Origin of the sequence: Pseudomonas sp. RA_15y_Pfl1_P11 (assembly GCF_963970975.1) — a bacterium.
GTDB classification, from domain to species: Bacteria; Pseudomonadota; Gammaproteobacteria; order Pseudomonadales; family Pseudomonadaceae; genus Aquipseudomonas; species Aquipseudomonas tritici.
In genome coordinates this window covers 186,996-204,932 of the sequence record NZ_CAXAOY010000005.1, presented here as the reverse complement: position 1 = coordinate 204,932, position 17,937 = coordinate 186,996, and the positions used below count along the sequence as shown (strand labels likewise).

Genomic DNA, 17,937 nt, shown 5'->3' with positions numbered 1-17,937 from the left:
GCGTGCTTGTGTGGGCGCTGGCTTGCCTGCGATGGGAGCGGCGCGGTGTATCTGTTGCACCCTGGTGATGCTATTGCAGGCAAGCCAGCGCCCATATTGACTGAGGTGTGTCAGTCGTCAGCGGGTGGATTCAACCGAATCCGCCGATTCTCCTGGTACCAATGCAGTGCAATCAGCAGCAATGTTGGTACACCCAGCATGCAGGTGATCAGGAAGAAATTATGGTAGCCGAACTTCTCCACCATCACCCCCGAATACCCGCCGATCAGGCGCGGCAGCAACAGCATGATTGAGCTGAGCAGCGCGTATTGGGTGGCGGAGAACTTGAGGTTGGTCAGGCTCGACAAGTAGGCCACAAATGCCGATGTGGCCATGCCCGAGCTGAAGTTATCCAGGGAAATCGTGAAAATCAGCATCTGCAGGTCCGGGCCCCTGTCGGCGAGCGCCACGAACAGCAGGTTGGTGCCGGCAGAGAACACGCCGCCGATAAACAGGATCGGCAGGATGCCGAAGCGCACAATCAGCAGGCCGCCCATGCCGGCGCCGACCAGGGTCATGATCAGGCCGAAGATCTTGCTGACCCCGGCGATCTGGTCCTTGGTAAAGCCTTGGTCGATGTAGAACACGTTGGCCATCACGCCCATCACGGTGTCAGACATCCGATAGGTGGCGATCAGCCCCAGCAGCAGTAAAGCTTGCCAGCGGTAGCGCAGGATGAAGTCGTTGACCGGCGTCAGCACCGGCGCCAGGCCCCGGCGACCCATGGCCGAGAGGCACAGTGCGGTGAGCGTGATATAGAGAATGGCGCGCAGGAAGGCACGGTCGTCCATCAGCAGGTCCCACAGGCTCATACCGTGGAACAGCACGCTTGCGAAATCAGTATTGAACAGCTGGGTGAACATCGCGGGCACCGACACCAGCAATACGATCAGCACAAATACCGAGACCAGTTGATGCACGAAACTGTAGCGCCCGGCCTGCAACTGGGTGCGCAGTGGCACATTTGGTTCGCGCATGAACAGCGTGGTCAGCAACGCAGGAACCATCAATACGCCGAACAGCACATAGGTGCCGGTCCAGGCCGAGTGTTTATAGTTGAAACCGGTGGAGCCGAAACCTTCAGCAAAAAACAGTGCACCTGCCGTGGCCAGCAGGGCGGCGATGCGATAGCCGGACATATAGCTGGCGGCCAACGCGGCCTGGCGGCTGTCATCGGCGATTTCCAGGCGGTAGGCGTCTACCGCGATATCCTGGGTGGCGGACGCGAAGGCAACGACGACGGCGATAGCGATCAGCCAGGACAAATGTTTCTGCGGGTCGCAAAAGCCCATGCCGATCAATCCGAGGATCACCAGCGACTGGGCAAGGACCAGCCAGGAACGGCGTCGCCCGAGTTTACCGAGCAACGGCAGGCGCCATTGGTCGAGCAGCGGCGACCAGACCCACTTAAAGGCATACGCCAAACCAATCAGGCTTGCATAGCCGATGGTCTCGCGGGCCACACCGGCCTCCCGCAACCACACCGAAAGCGTCGAGAACACCAACATGTAAGGCAAGCCGGCGGCAAAGCCGAGCAACAACAGCACTAACGTCGAGGGGCTGGCATAGGCAGCGAGCGCGGCGCGCCAGGTTTTACGGGGCATGGGCTGGAGTCTGCCTCAGGTTTGCGGAAACAAAGCGCGCACTCTAACCGCTGTGCTCTACCGGGCGCCAGCCATGGCGCTGAATATCCACGCGATTATTGCGGACCGTGACGCCTTCTTCGCGCAAACGCGCGCGTTGCTCGTCACCCGAGGCACTGCCCACTGGCAGACTTATCCGACCACCGGCACCCAGCACGCGATGCCAGGGAAGTTTGGTGTCTGCAGGCAGTTGACTCAGGGTGCGGCCTACCCAGCGCGCCGCACGCCCCAGCCCAGCCAGGTGGGCCAGCTCGCCGTAGCTGACCACGCACCCTGCGGGCACTTGCGCCAGGGTCAGGTACAGCGCAGTGCGGCGCATTTGGGCAGGGCTTTGCGGGGGCTCGGCGGGTGGATTCACTGTGGGCATATCCGTTGAGATCGGCTGACTTATTGTAAGAAACGTCTGTAAGCATGGCATCGAGGATTGAACTGAATATAAATCCTTGAGTCAGTCGTATCTAACACGATAATGCCCTCTTTTCGCCAACCTCGAGCCCTGAATCCGCTTATGTTGTCCAGAACTCTGCTGTGCCTCGCTGTTTTCAGCGCCTCCACGCCCCTAATGGCCGATACCGTCTGGTTGAAGAACGGTGACCGTCTGACGGGCAAGATCAAGGTCTTCGACGGCGGCAAGTTGCTGATCCAGACCGATTACGCGGGCGCCATTCCTGTGGACTGGAAACAGGTGAAAACCCTGGAAAGCGACCAGGAACTGCTGGTCAAGCAAGATGCCTACACCGGCGAAAAGGCCAAGTCCCTGAAGCCGGCGGATGAAGGCAAGGTGGTGCTGGCCAATGGCGAGGCGCCAAAGACCGTCGAGCTGGCAAGCATCCAGCAGATCCTCAAGCCCAAGCCTGTGATCGAAGACTTGGTGTGGAAGGGCAATGTCGACATGGCGCTGGACTACAAGCGCGCCGAAAAAGATACCAACGACTACGACATCGACTTCAAGACCACCGCGCGGCATGGCCAATGGCGCCACACCGGGCAGGGCGAGTACAACCGCGAGTTCCAGGACGACGTGACCACCACCGACAACTGGGCGTTGGAATATGACCTGGACCGCTTCCTGACCGAGCATTGGTTCTGGCAGGGACGCTTGACTTACAAGCGTGACAAGGTTGAAGACTTGGCTCGCCAGCGTACCGTCGGTACCGGCCCGGGCTACCAGTTCTGGGATGATGAGCTGGGCGCATTCTCCCTGGGGTCGCTCGTCAACCGCACCGATTACGAATACGCCGAAGGCGGCAAGGACAACTTCTATTCCCTGGCCATGAAGTGGAACTACAACCGCTACCTGGTGGGCAAGACCGTTGAATTCTTTACCAATGGCGAAGTGGGCAAACCTATCGATGGCCCAGCGGAATACTCCCTGGATGCGGAAATGGGCCTGCGCTACAAAGTCACCGAGTGGGCTTCGCTTAACCTCAAGGCTGAACGCGACGTCATCAGTGGCGACTCGGAAAGCAGCCTGAGCAAAACCCGCTATACCGCAGGGTTCGGCGTGGCCTGGTAACCCCCTTCGACAAATCCCGGCAGGGGCGCCTCTGGCAACCGGCGCGTAGATTGATTACCTTGTGTTGAGATCCATTCCCATGAGTCATGGGCGGCTGAATACCCGAGGAGTCAACGTTGAGCGCACAGGTTGCCAAGAACGCCCGAGAGCTGTTGCTCAAGGAATACCGTGGGGCTCTCGCCACACAGTCCAAAGCCATGCCGGGTTTCCCTTTCGGTTCGGTCGTGCCGTATTGCCTGGACGAGCAGGGCCGTCCGCTGATCCTCATCAGCCGTATTGCCCAGCACACCCACAACCTGCAAAAAGACCCTAAGTGTTCGTTGCTGGTGGGTGAGCGTGAGGCGGATGACGTGCAGTCCGTCGGGCGCCTGACCTACCTGGCTGAGGCCGTAAAACTCGGGGAGGGCGCTGCCATAGAGGCAGCGGCCGAGCGTTATTACCGCTACTTCCCCGATTCGGCCAACTACCACAAAGCCCACGACTTCGACTTCTGGGTGCTCAAGCCGGTGCGCCACCGTTACATCGGCGGCTTTGGGGCGATTCACTGGGTCGACCAGTTGACACTGGCCAACCCGTTCTCGGGCACGGCTGAGCGCAGCATGATCGAACACATGAACAGCGATCACACCAACGCCATTGCCCACTACGTCGACTTGGCCGGTTTGCCGACCTCCGAGCCTGCGCAGTTGGCCGGTATCGACAGCGAAGGCATGCACCTGCGTATCGGCCAGTCCTTATATTGGTTACCGTTCGCGGAGCCTTGCAACACTCCGACACAAGTGCGCGAAGCCCTGGTTTCACTGGCTCACGCTGACGACTGGCCGAAAAAAGAAGCCGCTGACGCTTGAATTCACGAAATGGCGACGTCATTTAAGGTGGACTGGCAAGGCATTCTTGCGTTGAGGAACCATTTGATGCGCCCTTTTTTATTGCTCTTTCTGCTGTTCCCGGTGTTGGAGCTGTTCGTATTCGTTCAAGTCAGCAGTGCGATCGGGTTTTTCCCGGCCCTGCTGTTGATCATTCTCGGCTCGATGCTCGGCGTATTGGTGCTGCGCGTCGCCGGCCTGGCCACGGCACTGCGTGCCCGTGAAAGCCTGAATCGTGGCGAGCTGCCCGCACAGACCATGCTTGAAGGCCTGATGATGGCCCTGGCCGGTGGCCTGTTGATCCTGCCGGGCTTTATCAGCGATGTGGTCGGCCTGGTGATGTTGCTGCCAGTCACTCGCAAGCTGCTGGCCGGCAAGATGCGCCAGCGTGCCGAAGAGGCGGCGATTCGCCAGCGTGCGTTCGCCGATGACCTGCAACCCCGTGGCGGTCCGGCTCCGCGCCAGCCACTGGGGCGTGAAGGTGATGTGATCGAAGGCGAATTCGAACAGCGCGACAGTAAATAACCGCTTCACTGGCACGGCACCTCAGGGTGCCGTGTTGCTTTGAGCCGTCGACATACACAAAAAATTTCCGTCGCGGCCCCTTGTAATAAGCTTATGCGCCCTTATGTAACGGTCACCGCAAGGTTTCTGGTGGTGACACCAGACAGACTTCTGCGTCTTGCTTGGCGAGGCGCGACCGGCACTGCCGGAATACAACCTGCCGGTACTGATACCGGCCGATGAAAAACACAATTAGGAGAGATCGACAATGAGCAAGCTTCGTCCTCTGCACGACCGCGTCGTAATCCGTCGCAGCGAAGAAGAAAAGAAAACCGCTGGCGGTATCGTTCTGCCAGGTTCGGCTGCTGAAAAAGCCAACCACGGTGTGATCGTCGCTGCAGGCCCAGGCAAAACCCTGGAAAACGGTGACGTGCGTGCGCTGGCCGTTAAAGTCGGTGACAAGGTTGTATTTGGTCCTTACTCCGGCAGCAACACTGTGAAAGTCGACGGCGAAGACCTGCTGGTTATGGCTGAGAACGAGATTCTCGCTGTTCTGGAAGACTGATTTCCCCGCTCATTTTCCCGTTACTCCAAAGTATTTAAGGAATATCGATCATGGCTGCTAAAGAAGTTAAATTCGGCGATTCCGCCCGCAAAAAAATGCTCACCGGTGTCAACATCCTGGCTGACGCAGTAAAAGCGACCTTGGGCCCTAAAGGCCGTAACGTGATCATCGAGAAGAGCTTCGGCGCTCCGACCATCACCAAGGACGGCGTTTCGGTAGCAAAAGAAATCGAACTCGAAGACCGTTTCGAAAACATGGGCGCGCAGCTGGTCAAAGACGTTGCCTCCCGTGCCAACGATGACGCAGGCGACGGCACCACCACCGCTACCGTTCTGGCTCAGGCAATTGTCAACGAAGGCTACAAAGCCGTCGCTGCCGGCATGAACCCGATGGACCTCAAGCGCGGCATCGACAAGGCGACCATCGCCATCGTTGCTGAGCTGAAAAACCTGTCCAAGCCATGCGCTGACACCAAGGCTATTGCCCAGGTAGGTACCATCTCCGCCAACTCCGACAGCTCCATCGGCGACATCATTGCCGAAGCCATGGAAAAAGTCGGCAAAGAAGGCGTGATCACCGTTGAAGAAGGCTCTGGCCTGGAAAACGAACTGTCGGTTGTAGAAGGTATGCAGTTCGACCGTGGCTACCTGTCCCCGTACTTCGTCAACAAGCCTGAAACCATGGTTGCCGAGCTGGACAGCCCGCTGATCCTGCTGGTCGACAAAAAGATTTCTAACATCCGCGAAATGCTGCCAGTACTGGAAGCCGTTGCCAAAGCCGGCCGCCCACTGCTGATCGTTTCCGAAGACGTTGAAGGCGAAGCCCTGGCGACGCTGGTAGTGAACAACATGCGTGGCATCGTTAAAGTCGCAGCCGTCAAGGCTCCAGGCTTCGGCGACCGTCGCAAGGCAATGCTGCAGGACATCGCCGTTCTGACCGGCGGTACCGTCATCTCCGAAGAGATCGGCCTGAGCCTGGAAAGCGCCACCCTGGAAAACCTGGGCAGTGCCAAGCGCGTGACCATCTCCAAAGAAAACACCATCATCGTTGACGGTGCTGGCGTTGAAGGCGACATCCAATCGCGCATCACTCAGATCCGCGCCCAGGTTGCCGAGACTTCGTCCGACTACGACCGTGAAAAACTGCAAGAACGTCTGGCCAAGCTGTCCGGCGGCGTTGCCGTGATCAAGGTTGGCGCGGGTTCCGAAGTTGAAATGAAAGAGAAGAAAGCCCGCGTTGAAGACGCCCTGCACGCAACCCGCGCAGCCGTCGAAGAAGGCGTGGTACCTGGCGGTGGCGTTGCGCTGATCCGTGCGCTGGAAGCCCTGACTAACCTGACCGGCGACAACGCTGACCAGAACGTCGGTATCGCTGTACTGCGTCGTGCTGTTGAAGCACCACTGCGCCAGATCGCTGCCAACTCCGGCGACGAGCCAAGCGTTGTGGTCAACGAAGTCAAGAACGGCAAAGGTAACTACGGTTACAACGCTGCGACTGGCGTCTACGGCGACATGATCGAAATGGGCATCCTGGACCCTACCAAGGTGACTCGTTCGGCATTGCAAGCTGCAGCCTCCATCGGTGGCCTGATCCTGACCACCGAAGCTGCCATTGCTGACAAGCCTAAGGCTGAAGGCGCTGGCGGTGGCGGTATGCCAGACATGGGCGGCATGGGTGGCATGGGCGGCATGATGTAAGCCAGCCTTACCCCCGTACTGAAAAAGCCCCGCCTGCAGTGATGCAGGCGGGGCTTTTTTATTGTTTGAATTTGAAATGCAGCCAACTGTGGGCGCTGGCGTGCTTGCGATAGTGCCCTGCGAACCGATGAGGCGTTGAATTAACCGCAAATTTTCGCCCTGGCACTGTCTCCATTGTGTGAAGCCATAGTGAAAATCTCGTTCAATATGAATGTTGGTTGAAAACCTTTATCAGCGTGCCCTCAAGGCCTATCCCTGTGCCACACTTGGCCTTAAGCTGCGCGAGCCAACACGGCCGCTACCGCGTACGGAGACACTCCCATGCGAATTTTATTGGTTGAAGACAACCGCGATATCCTCGCCAACCTGGCGGATTACCTGGGGTTAAAGGGTTATACCGTGGACTGTGCGCAGGACGGTTTGTCGGGCCTGCACCTGGCTGCCACTGAACATTACGATTTGATCGTGCTCGATATCATGCTGCCCGGCATCGATGGCTACACCCTGTGCAAGCGCCTGCGCGAAGACGCGCGCCGTGACACGCCGGTGATCATGCTCACCGCCCGCGATCAACTGGATGACCGGCTGCAAGGCTTCAAGTCTGGTGCCGACGATTACCTGCTCAAACCTTTTGCCTTGTCGGAATTGGCGGCGCGGATCGAAGCCGTGCTGCGCCGTGCACAGGGTGGCGGTCGCCGCACACTGCAGGTGGCTGACCTGAGCTACGACCTCGACACCCTGGAAGTCACTCGCGAAGGTCGTCTGCTCAAGCTCAACCCGGTCGGCCTGAAGCTGCTGGCGGTGCTGATGCAGAAGAGCCCGCACGTGCTACGCCGCGAAATTCTCGAAGAAGCCCTGTGGGGCGATGACTGCCCGGACAGCGACAGTCTGCGCAGCCACGTCCACCAATTGCGCCAAGTGATCGATAAACCGTTCGCCAAGCCATTGCTGCAAACGGTGCACGGCGTCGGTTATCGCTTGGCCGAGGGGCGTGATGGAGTTTAAGCAAAGCCTTGCCCAACGCATCATCATCGCCTTTGCGTTGATGAGTGCATTGGTGGCGGGCGCCTTCGCCATGGGCATCGTCGCCACCGTGCACCTGGTGGAAGAAAAACTGATCTCGGCGGGCCTGGGCGGTGACCTGCAGCGCCTGTTGCTGATGGACACCGTCGAGGACTGGCGCCACCGGCCCGAGCCGGACCAGCTGTTTTACTTCAGCGGTGGCCCCGGCGATTTTGAATTGCCCAAGGATCTGCGTCACCTCGAACCCGGTTTCCACGAAGTGTTCCGAGAGTCGCTGTCTTACCACGCCATGGTGGAAGTGGTCGACGGCCGGCGCTATGTGCTGCTGCAAGATCAAAGCGATTTTGAAGAGCGCGAGCGCGTGCTGTTTGCCGTGGTGCTGGTGGGTTTTGTACTCAGCCTGGCACTGGCGGTATTCCTCGGCTGGGTGCTCGCCCGCAAAGTGATGGCGCCGGTCGTACGCCTGGCCCGCCAGGTGCGTCACCGTGACCAATTGCTGGGCCTGGCACCACCGCTGGCGCCGGATTACGCGGCGGATGAAGTGGGTGAGCTGGCCGTGGCCTTCGATGCCACGCTGGGGCGGTTGCGCCAGGCGCTGTCTCGTGAGCAGTTGTTTACCAGTGACGTGAGCCACGAATTGCGCACCCCCTTGATGGTATTGGCGAGTTCTTGCGAACTGTTGCTGGAAAACCCGGCCATCGATCAGCGAGGGCGTAACCAGGTCGAGCGGATCGCCCGTGCTTGCGAAGAAATGCGTGAGCTGGTGCAGACCTTTCTCATGCTGGCCCGTGCCCAGCATGACGATGGCAGCATGTCACCGCAGGTCAGCCTGGAGCAGGTGGCCGATGATCTGCTCGGCATCTGGCGCGAGCCCATTGAGCGCAAGGGCCTGGAGCTGATCTACCAGCCGGGTAACCCGCTGGACACCCGCTACAACGCCACCTTTCTGCAAGCGGTGATGGGCAATCTGTTGCGCAATGCCTTGCACTACACCGAGCAGGGCTTTATCCGCTTGACCCTCGAGCCGAGTGGCTTTGTGGTGGAAGACTCCGGCGTGGGGATTCCCGAAGACAAGCGCGAAGCGATGTTCGAGCCTTTCGTGCGCGGCAGCGAAAAACGCGGTGACGGCCTGGGCCTTGGTTTGTCACTGGTCCAGCGTATCTGTGAGAACCAGGGCTGGAGCGTGAGGCTCAGCACCATGGAGCCGAATGGCTGCCGTTTTCATGTGCAACTGAGTCAGGTCTAAGCCTGGCTCCACCTCCTGCCGCTATCCTGCCAGAGTTCCCCGTAATTCGGCGAACATGGCCCCATGCTATTGCTTGTGTCTGTAAAGTCTTGAAATGTATGAGATCGGGCAGGACAAGTTTTTCACAACGGGTTGACCTGTTGATCACAGACTGCTGCTTAAGGTTGTAGGCATCAGCAACTGGAGATCCGTAGATGTCTACCCCGATAAAGCTCGAATTTTCGAAAAAGTACGACGACGAGCACGCCCACGACTATTTGCTCAAGCATCAGGACAATCTGGCACGCCGGCTGTCCCATAAACGCGACGAGCAATTGGCCCGTGGCGCGTTGGCGATGGCCGGTGAGCCTGGTTTGGTGCTGGACTTGCCCTGCGGTGCAGGGCGCTTCTGGCCGCTGCTGGCCGAAAAACCCAACCGTGTGATCATCGGCGCTGACAACTCTGCCTCGATGTTGACGGTGGCGACAGCTGCTCAACCCGCCGATGTGGTGAAACGGGTACGGCCCTTGCAGACATCTGCGTTTGATATCGATCTGCCGGATAACGCTGTGGATAGCATTTTTTGTATGCGCCTGTTGCACCACATTGGTGATCCGGCGCATCGGGCGGCGGTATTGCGGGAGTTTCAGCGCGTTACCCGTGACAGCGTGATCATTTCGCTGTGGGTCGATGGCAACTTCAAAGCCTGGAAACGCAAGCGTCTCGAAGGGCAGCGTCGCAAAAACGGTGAGCAGGAAGGTTACCAAAACAGATTTGTGTTACCGGCTGCTACTGTCGAAGCGGAATTCGAGGAAGCCGGCTTTCGTGTTCAGGAATCCCTGGACTTCATACCGCTCTACGCCATGTGGCGGGTGTACGTATTACGCAAGAGGTAACAGGATGGCAGTTGAGTGCGTAGCAGGCAGTCACGTAGCGCCCGAAGAGCGATTCGATTATTTCTGGCGCCAGCAGGGTGAGTGGGTCGAGGAGCCCAACCGCCGGCGCGGCGGTGAAAGTGGCGTGCAGCGCGTGATAAGTCCCAATGGACGTTTGCTCTACTGCAAGCGCCAGACCGGGCATATTTACCGCAGTTGGCTGCACCCCTTCGGCCGTCCCACCGTGCTGCGTGAACGCGATGCCATCAAAGGCCTGCGCCTGTTGGACGTACGCGTTCCGGAAATGGTCTTTTGCGAGGCACGCCGCGACCCCGAGCACCGTTGGCAGGCACTGCTGGTGACCGCAGCCCTTGATGGCTTTGACGAAATTGAAAACTGGTACGCCGCCGGTGGCCGCGAGCAATACGGCGAGCAGGTGCATGAACGCGTGCTCAAGGAATTGGCCGGCACCCTGGCGCGCATGCACAAGGGGCGTTGGCAGCATGGCTGTCTGTACATCAAGCATATTTTTGTGCGGGTGACAGGCGAAGGTGATTCGGCCAATGTCGAAGTGGCGCTGCTGGATTTCGAGAAATGCCGCCAGCGCTTGACCGCTTATCGGGCGGCCTCCCATGACATGCTGCAATTGCGCCGCCATTCGTCGTGGAACGATACCGATTGGAAAAAACTCAGCTACTTTTACGAGACGGCGTTTGGCAGCGCTATCAAGGGTTTAACCAGATGAAGCTAGAAATAGCACGAGGTTTGTTTTTGGTCGGGGCGCTGGGCGTTGCAGCCTTGGCGCTGGCGGCGTGGGAGCAGCCTCGCACACAGGTGCTCAGCGCAACGCAGAGTGGCGGGCAATGCCTGTTGCCGCGCGTGGCCAAGGCGAGCACAGCGGTCAAGCCTGATCATGAGTTACTGCTCTTTATGTTCGGCATGTCTCAAGGGATGAGGCCACAGAGTTGAAACGATTCAAACCAACATTAAAAGATCTCGCAGTGCGAGGTCTTTTTTTGCAAAGTAGGTCGTTGTCTACCTGTTTAACCCGCTAACGCGTTGTAGCCGCTATTGCTAAAGTTGATAAGCGCGCTTGCCTCAGTGTCTGGGTTAGCGCCATCACTTGTGAAGCCCGTCAGATGGCCAGGACCGATGTCGTCAAACCCCTCGTCAAGCCTATAAAAGGTGGGGTTTGCGTCGAGGTAGTTTGCAACTTTAGCGATGTTGTACGCTGCGTTGGCACGCGACTCGGCATTTGTGTTGTTCTCGCTCCAGTCGCCTGTCAGTGCCTTCAGTTTCTCCAGAATCCTGGCACCACCTTGAATTTCAGCCAAGGACTCTTCCAGCCTGCCAATGATTGGATTAGCGTTGAGGATTTGATCAGCTGTGCGCTTATCACCTTCAGGCCGCCCGGAAGGGGACGGGGGGATTTTCTGAGGGCGTTTTTCATTGTCTGAGGCAAGCGGAGTGCCGTGATTGCCCAAGGCTGCGTAACCTTCCTCGCTGAATTTTTTCACGAGGTCGGCCTCAGAGCCTTTCACAATCGTGACTTCATCGAAGGGCGGTGGGAGTGGGCCCTGATGTTCACCCGTGATCTCGCCGTCACCTTGCTTGCTCGGTTTTCTAGCGGACTCCTTTACGTCGAGGCCATCGATGTAATTGAACAGACGTGCAGCATTAAAGACTGCATCTGCACGTTTTTCCGGATCCGGATTGCTGCCGGTCCAGTCACCCAGATGCTTGAACAGCGATTCTTTCGTAATAGACGAGGGCAAGTTGTTCAAGATGGGATTGTCCTTGATGATCTGTTCTGCTGTGCGACGGTCCCCTTTTGGTCTTCCGGTGGCGCCGTTAGGGGCGTAGTCAATATTGTTTTCAGTCCTTGAGGTTTGATCGCTCTTGGTGGTGTCCGTTTTCGAGGCGTTCTGCTGGTCTTTTATCCTGGCTTTTTCGGCTTCTATGGCTGTGTTTTCCGCCTTTTGTGATTCTGCCTCTGGATCTATCAATGCCGAGTAGCCGTTTTGCAGGAAGTTCTCCATTAGTTCCGCATTACTGCCTTCACGGGGTGGATAACCAGCGTACCGAAGGCCATCAGTCGCCTCACTGTTGGGTCTGCTATTGGCCGTTCTGCTGTCTTTCCCGGATTCGATGTAATTGAACACTCGGGCAGCTTTGTACGCAGCCTCGGCCCTCGACTTGGGATCGGGGTTGTTCGACGTCCAATCACCCACCTGCTTGTAGAGTCGTTCTTTGTAACCTTTCGGGTAGTCGATCTTGTCGAAGATATCCAATGAGGGATTGGCCTGGAGAATGTCCTCAGCGCTTCGATTATCGCCGTACGGCCTGCCAGTGGCGTGGGACGGGGGGGCGGCGTTGTCTTTTTCAGTGGCCAAGACACCGCTTGTCTGGCTGGTTGATGGCGTCTGGCTTTTTACGCAAGTGTTCAGGGGGACGGCATAGTTTGATGGTTTGAGTTCCATTTCTTCTTTTTACCTGGAGGTTAGATCGTGCGCCTGTAGTGGCGGTCGATAGGACCTTGGTTCCGAAGTCTGTAAAAAGTCGAGTTAGCGGCATTCTTTAGGCGTTGCAGGGCTTAGCCGTCGTTTAGATCGTTCGATCCTGTTTGGCAAGCAACGTATAGACACAGGGCAATACAAACAGCGTAAACAAAGTGCCAATGGACATTCCTGTCGCAATCACCATTCCGATATCAAACCGGCTCACCGCGCCTGCCCCTGTCGCGAAAATCAACGGCACCATGCCGAATACCATTGCCGCGGTGGTCATCAATACCGGTCGCAAGCGAATCGCCGCCGCTTCTTCCACTGCCTGGCGTGGTGTCAGGCCCTTGTCTTTGCGCAGTTGGTTGGCAAATTCCACGATCAGGATGCCGTGTTTGCTGATCAAACCGATCAGCGTCACCAGGCCGACCTGGGTGTAGATGTTCATGCTCGACCAGCCCAGGAATAGCGGAATCAGCGCTCCGCAGATCGACAACGGCACTGTCACCAGGATCACCAGAGGATCACGAAAGCTCTCGAATTGCGCCGCCAGCACCAGGAAGATGATTGCCAAGGCGAGGCCAAACGTGACCCACAGCGCCGTGCCTTCCTGGATGAATTGCCGCGATGCGCCGCTGTAGTCGAACGCATAGCCGGGTGGGGTTTCTTCAACGGCGATCTGGCGCACGGTGTCAATGGCCTCGCCCATGCTCACGATGGGAAACCCCGAGATCAGTGCCGAGTTGAGTTGTTGGAACTGGTTCAACTGCCGAGGACGAGCACGGTCGGTGAGGGTGATCAGGGTCGACAACGGCAGCAGTTCGCCCTGGTTATTCTTTACGTAGTAGTTGTTCAGCCAGCCGGGGTTGTCGCGGTAGGCGCGTTCTACTTGCGCGATCACTTTGTAGCTGCGTCCATCAAGGGTGAATCGGTTGATTTCCGCTTCGGCCAATAGCGTCGCCAGGGTGCCGCCGAGGTCTTGCATCGACACGCCCATCTGCGCCGCCTTGGCGCGGTCGATATCCACCACCACTTCGGGTTTGTCGAATGCCAAGTCGATATCGACGAAGGCAAACTTGCCGGATTCCATCGCGCGTTTCTTCACGCGGTTGGCCACTTCGAGCAACGAGGCATAATCGTTGGCCGTGTTGATCACAAACCCAAACGGCAATCCTTCGCCCGTGCCCGGCAGGGAGGGCAGGTTGAAGCCGAATACTTGCAGGCCCGGAATCTGCTCCAGACGGCTTTGCACCTCGGGAAGTATCTGCATCTGGGTGCGGTCGCGCTCGTTCCACGGTTTGAGCAGGAAGCCACCGATGCCCGATTGCACACCGTTGAAGCCGTTGATCTGGAACGACGAGTAGTACTCCGGGAACGCCTTGAAGATCTTGATGAATTCGTCGGTGTAGGTGTTGAGGTATTCCAGGTTGGTCGGCTGCGGTGCGCTGGCTATCATGAAAATGATGCCCTGGTCTTCGTCGGGAGCCAGTTGCGACTGGGTAAACTTGAGGAACACCGGGATCAGGCACAGTACGATCAACGCAAACACGATCACCACCGGCCGTGTGTTCAGGGTGCCATGCAGCATGCTCTGGTAGCGGCGCTTGAGGCTGTCGAAAATCCGGTCGAGGCGATGGGCCAGGCCCGAAGGGTTTTCATCATGGCGCAACAGCAGCGCGCACATCATCGGCGACAAGGTCAGGGCAACAATGCCGGAGATGATCACCGCTCCCGCCAGGGTCAGGGCGAACTCCTTGAACAGTGCGCCGGTGAGCCCTTCGAGAAAACCAATGGGCGCATACACCGCCGCCAGGGTGACGGTCATCGACACCACCGGCAGGGCAATCTCCCGCGCGCCTTCCAGTGCCGCATCCAGCGGTGTCTTGCCGTCCTCGATATGCCGGTGAATGTTTTCTACCACCACGATGGCATCGTCCACCACCAGGCCGATGGCCAACACCATGGCCAACAGGGTTAGCAGGTTGATCGAGTAGCCCATCAATTGCATGAAAAACAGCACACCGATCATCGACAACGGGATGGTGATCACCGGGATCACCACTGAACGCAGGGCGCCCAGAAACAGGAATACCACGACGATCACGATCAATATGGCTTCAAACAGGGTCTTGACCACCTCGTTGATGGACGCCTGGATAAACAGCGTGGCGTCGTAGGCAATTTCCGCCTTGAGGTTGGGTGGGAGCTGCGATTCCAACTCCGGCATGATCTTGCGCACTTCCTTGATCACATCCAGCGGGTTGGCGCTGGGCGTGGCCTTGATGCCGATGTACACCGACGGCGTTCCGCCAAACGAGCTGATGGCGTTGTAGTTCTCCGCGCCCATTTCCACCCGGGCCACGTCGCGCAACAGGACGCGGCTGTCGCCGTCGGTTTTGACGGTGATCGCACCAAAGGCGTCGGCGGACTTGAGGTCGGTGTTGGCGTTGATGCTGGTGACCACGAACTCGCCCTTCACCTCGCCGGCGGCGGACAGGAAGTTGTAGCGGCGCACGGCGTCGGTGATGTCGCTGGCGCTTAGGCCAAAGCCTGCCAGTTTCACCGGGTCGAGCCAGATGCGCATGGCGAACACCTGGTTGCCCAGAATCTCCGCCTCGGCCATGCCCGGCAGGGTGGCGAGCTTGGGCTGGATCACCCGTGACAGGTAATCGGTGATCTGCGGGTTGCTCAGTTGCTGGCTGGAGAAGCTGATGTACATCAGTGCCGAGGCGTCAGCGGCCTCTTTGCTTAACACTGGGTCTTCGGCGTCTTGCGGCAGTTTATTCTTCACCTCGTTGGCCTTGGCCAGCAATTCGGTGAACAGGCGGTCGCTGTTGGAGCCGATGCGCGCGTAGATCGAGATAACAGAAAAGTTCTGGCGACTCACCGAGGTCATGTAGTCGATGCCTTCGGCGCTGGCCAGGCTTTGCTGCAGCGGTTGGGTGATATAGCCCTGGATGGTCTCGGCGTTCGCACCGGGGTAGGCGGTGGTCACCGTGATCAGGGCGTTTTCCATACGCGGGTACTGGCGCAGCGGCAGCTTGCTGTAGGCCTGCAAACCCAGCAGCACAATCAGCAGGCTGACCACCATGGCCAGCACCGGACGACGGATAAAGGCGTCTGTGAACTTCATGGCTTAGTGCCCTGCCGGCAGGTTTTTGTCCGGGCTGATGGCGATGGGCGTGCCGTTGTCCAGTTTTAACTGGCCGGCGCTGACCACCTGCTCACCGGCTTTCAGGCCTTTGCTCACCAGCACCAGGCCGCCGCGCCGCTCACCGGTCTCGACGAACCGCCGTTCGGCGATCAGCAGCGGCTTGCCATTGGTGTCTTTTTCGACCTCACCACGCTCGGTTTTTTTCTCGGCCACGGCGTACACCGAGTTGCCGTAGAGGGTGTAGGTGATCGCGCCTTCCGGTACCACGATTTGCAGGGCGGGATTGGGCAGCATCACGTCCAGGCGGGTGAACATGCCGGGCAGCAGCTTGCCGTCAGGATTGGCCAAGGTGGCGCGCACCAACACGTTGCGCGTGCTGTTCTCGACCTTGGGGTTGATTGCACTGACCTTGCCGGAGAATTGCTGGCCCGGGTAAGCCGACACTTGCACCTGCACGGCTTGCCCGAGGGCGACCTTGGGCACGGCATGTTCGGGGATATAGAAGTCGACGTAGAGGCTGCTGATGTCTTGCAAGGTAGCGATCACCGTGCCACTGGCCAGGTAGTCACCCACATCCACCTGGCGAATGCCGATGGTGCCGCTGAAGGGCGCGACAATGTGTTTTTTCGCCAGTGAAGCCTTGAATTGATTGACTGTGGCCTTGTTCTTTTGCCGTTGCGCGAAGAGGCGGTCGAACTCGCCTTTGGAGATGGCCTGGCTGCCCACCAGTTGGCTGCCGCGACCGTAATCCAGCTGGGCCAGCCCGAGGTCCGCCTGGGCGGTTTCCAGCAGGGCCCTTTCCACTGCGCTGTCGAGTTGCACCAGCGGTTGTCCGGCCTTGACCTTCTGCCCGGACTCGAACTGCACGTCCTTGACCGTGCCAGCCACCTCCAGGCTCAGGTTCACACCTTGTAAGGCTTTGAGTGAGCCGACGGATGGAAGGCGCTGTTGCCAGGATTGTTCGACCACCGTCGCGACCGCCACGCTGACCGCCGGTTTTGGCTTGGAAAAGACCTGGATCTGCTGGTAGATGGAAAAGGCTTTGTAGCCCCCCAGCAGCAGGACGATTGACAGGACGATACCCAACATGATCAGCATGCGACGGCGCAGCATATTCCGATTCCCTGGAAAACATTGGCAGGCGATTTTTTGTAGAAGTGTAGTGGGTATTCCAGACGGTGTTTATCACCGGGAACAGGGCCAGGACTGGCCCTGTTCAGAGGGGAGCGTCAGATCAGATGCAGATGGTTATCCCAGAGCCCTGCCGGCAATTCCAACGGTTTTGCTGCCAACTGTTTCTGACGGCAATCGTAGAACCGGCAACGGCCTTGGCCCGAGGTCACGACAAAACCATCCTCGACGGCACCGACACCGGCACAGTCGGGTAATGGTCCATCCAGGCGCAGCTCGCCACTGTCCATGTCCCAGATAAAGAAGCGGTTGCCCCGTGGGGCGGTCAACGCCACCAGGCGCAATTCGCTGTGCACCGCGACGCTGGCGGTGTAGTGCCCCATCGACTGCAACTGCTCATCGGCCACCGGGAACGCGACGAAAGGCTGGCCCGGTCGCTTGATCGCCAACAATTCGGAACGCTCCTGGGACGGCCCCATGAACTGCTGCCCGGTAAGGATGGTGCCATCGCTGGCGATCCCCATATGGCGCACGCTGTTCATCTGCTGGCCGAGGGTTTCCTTACTGATCAGCGTACCGTCGCGGTGCATCAGCACGAGACTCGGTTCCATGGCGTTGAGGTTCATCTCCACGCGGCTTTCGGCTTCGGTGCGAATGCCGCCGTTGGCCACCACCAGGGTTTCGCCGTCGGGCATCCACGACACCTGATGTGGGCCGATCCCATGGGTGGAAATCTCGCCACTGTGCACCAGCCGCTCGCCTTCGAACCTGTACACACCGAGCAGGCCACGGCCGGGGTCGGACGTGTCGTTTTCGGTGGCGTACAGCCAGTCGCCGCTTTTGTGAATGACCGCATGGCCATAGAAGTGGCGATTGGCATGGGAGGTGATGGTTTGCAGCAGCGCACCACTGCGCAGGTCGATCAGATAACTCTCAGTGCCTGGGCGACGGGCAACAAACAGCGCAATGGGCAGCGTCGGGTGGTTGATGATGTCGTGACAGCGCTGGCCGACCTGGGTGGCAAACACTTGCTTGCCGTCCAGGCGATAGCCCACAGCGTAGTGCTTGCCGTCCGCATCATCGCGCGCCGAGAGCAGCAGCGGGCTTTTGTCTTTGCTTTTGAACAGCGTCCAGCCACCCAAGGTGAGCGCACTGAGCAGCATGCTGCCAACCGCCAAAGCCTGTCGCCTGAGCATCA

The 17,937-nt window shown here is 58.6% G+C and carries 16 protein-coding genes; 10 read left to right on the top strand and 6 right to left on the bottom strand.

What is annotated here, in order from left to right; all coding sequences use genetic code 11:
• Positions 1–110 precede the first annotated feature (110 nt).
• Positions 111–1,643, bottom strand: coding sequence for an AmpG family muropeptide MFS transporter (locus tag AACY44_RS08425; RefSeq protein WP_339417289.1), 1,533 nt, complete (start codon positions 1,641–1,643; stop codon positions 111–113).
• A 43-nt stretch (positions 1,644–1,686) separates the two neighbouring features.
• Entirely contained in the window at positions 1,687–2,049 is a 363-nt protein-coding gene (locus AACY44_RS08420) for an MGMT family protein (protein ID WP_339427480.1), read from the bottom strand.
• A 141-nt stretch (positions 2,050–2,190) separates the two neighbouring features.
• Between AACY44_RS08420 and AACY44_RS08415 the strand changes: the two genes are divergently transcribed.
• The 10 genes from AACY44_RS08415 (at position 2,191) to AACY44_RS08370 (ending at position 10,922) form a co-directional block, all read left to right on the top strand.
• Positions 2,191–3,198 (top strand): DUF481 domain-containing protein, encoded by a 1,008-nt coding sequence (locus AACY44_RS08415; RefSeq protein WP_339436014.1) that lies wholly within the window; start codon positions 2,191–2,193, stop codon positions 3,196–3,198.
• A gap of 116 nt (positions 3,199–3,314) precedes the next feature.
• Positions 3,315–4,046, top strand: a complete 732-nt coding sequence (locus tag AACY44_RS08410) for a HugZ family pyridoxamine 5'-phosphate oxidase (RefSeq protein ID WP_339417285.1) — start codon at positions 3,315–3,317, stop codon at positions 4,044–4,046.
• 66 nt (positions 4,047–4,112) lie between these two features.
• Positions 4,113–4,589: an FxsA family protein gene (locus AACY44_RS08405; RefSeq protein WP_339417283.1), complete on the top strand. Its 477-nt coding sequence runs from the start codon at positions 4,113–4,115 to the stop codon at positions 4,587–4,589.
• A gap of 247 nt (positions 4,590–4,836) precedes the next feature.
• Positions 4,837–5,133 carry a co-chaperone GroES gene (locus AACY44_RS08400; RefSeq protein WP_003175874.1) on the top strand — a complete coding sequence of 99 codons (297 nt, stop codon included), beginning with the start codon at positions 4,837–4,839 and terminating at the stop codon, positions 5,131–5,133.
• A gap of 50 nt (positions 5,134–5,183) precedes the next feature.
• Entirely contained in the window at positions 5,184–6,830 is a 1,647-nt protein-coding gene (groL, locus tag AACY44_RS08395; protein ID WP_339417281.1) for a chaperonin GroEL, read from the top strand.
• A gap of 321 nt (positions 6,831–7,151) precedes the next feature.
• Positions 7,152–7,835 (top strand): two-component system response regulator ColR, encoded by a 684-nt coding sequence (gene colR / locus AACY44_RS08390; protein WP_049711697.1) that lies wholly within the window; start codon positions 7,152–7,154, stop codon positions 7,833–7,835.
• Entirely contained in the window at positions 7,825–9,099 is a 1,275-nt protein-coding gene (locus tag AACY44_RS08385) for a sensor histidine kinase (RefSeq protein WP_339417279.1), read from the top strand. The genes colR and AACY44_RS08385 overlap by 11 nt, the downstream gene beginning before the upstream one ends.
• Positions 9,100–9,293: 194 nt before the next feature.
• Positions 9,294–9,974: a class I SAM-dependent methyltransferase gene (locus AACY44_RS08380; protein ID WP_339427479.1), complete on the top strand. Its 681-nt coding sequence runs from the start codon at positions 9,294–9,296 to the stop codon at positions 9,972–9,974.
• 4 nt (positions 9,975–9,978) lie between these two features.
• A complete protein-coding gene (locus AACY44_RS08375) occupies positions 9,979–10,698 on the top strand; it encodes a lipopolysaccharide kinase InaA family protein (protein WP_339417277.1) in 720 nt (239 codons plus the stop codon).
• Positions 10,695–10,922 carry a hypothetical protein gene (locus AACY44_RS08370; RefSeq protein ID WP_339417275.1) on the top strand — a complete coding sequence of 76 codons (228 nt, stop codon included), beginning with the start codon at positions 10,695–10,697 and terminating at the stop codon, positions 10,920–10,922. The genes AACY44_RS08375 and AACY44_RS08370 overlap by 4 nt, the downstream gene beginning before the upstream one ends.
• Before the next feature lie 74 nt (positions 10,923–10,996).
• Here AACY44_RS08370 and AACY44_RS08365 read toward each other — a convergent pair whose 3' ends face one another.
• The 4 genes from AACY44_RS08365 to AACY44_RS08350 all read right to left on the bottom strand — a co-directional run bounded on the left by AACY44_RS08365 (position 10,997) and on the right by AACY44_RS08350 (position 17,935).
• Positions 10,997–12,433, bottom strand: a complete 1,437-nt coding sequence (locus tag AACY44_RS08365) for a hypothetical protein (RefSeq protein WP_339530038.1) — start codon at positions 12,431–12,433, stop codon at positions 10,997–10,999.
• Between the two features lie 124 nt (positions 12,434–12,557).
• On the bottom strand, positions 12,558–15,587 hold the full coding sequence (locus tag AACY44_RS08360; RefSeq protein WP_339417271.1) for a multidrug efflux RND transporter permease subunit: 3,030 nt from the start codon (positions 15,585–15,587) through the stop codon (positions 12,558–12,560).
• 3 nt (positions 15,588–15,590) lie between these two features.
• Positions 15,591–16,721 (bottom strand): efflux RND transporter periplasmic adaptor subunit, encoded by a 1,131-nt coding sequence (locus AACY44_RS08355; protein WP_339438119.1) that lies wholly within the window; start codon positions 16,719–16,721, stop codon positions 15,591–15,593.
• 116 nt (positions 16,722–16,837) lie between these two features.
• A complete protein-coding gene (locus tag AACY44_RS08350) occupies positions 16,838–17,935 on the bottom strand; it encodes a DUF1513 domain-containing protein (protein ID WP_339417333.1) in 1,098 nt (365 codons plus the stop codon).
• Positions 17,936–17,937: the final 2 nt, after the last annotated feature.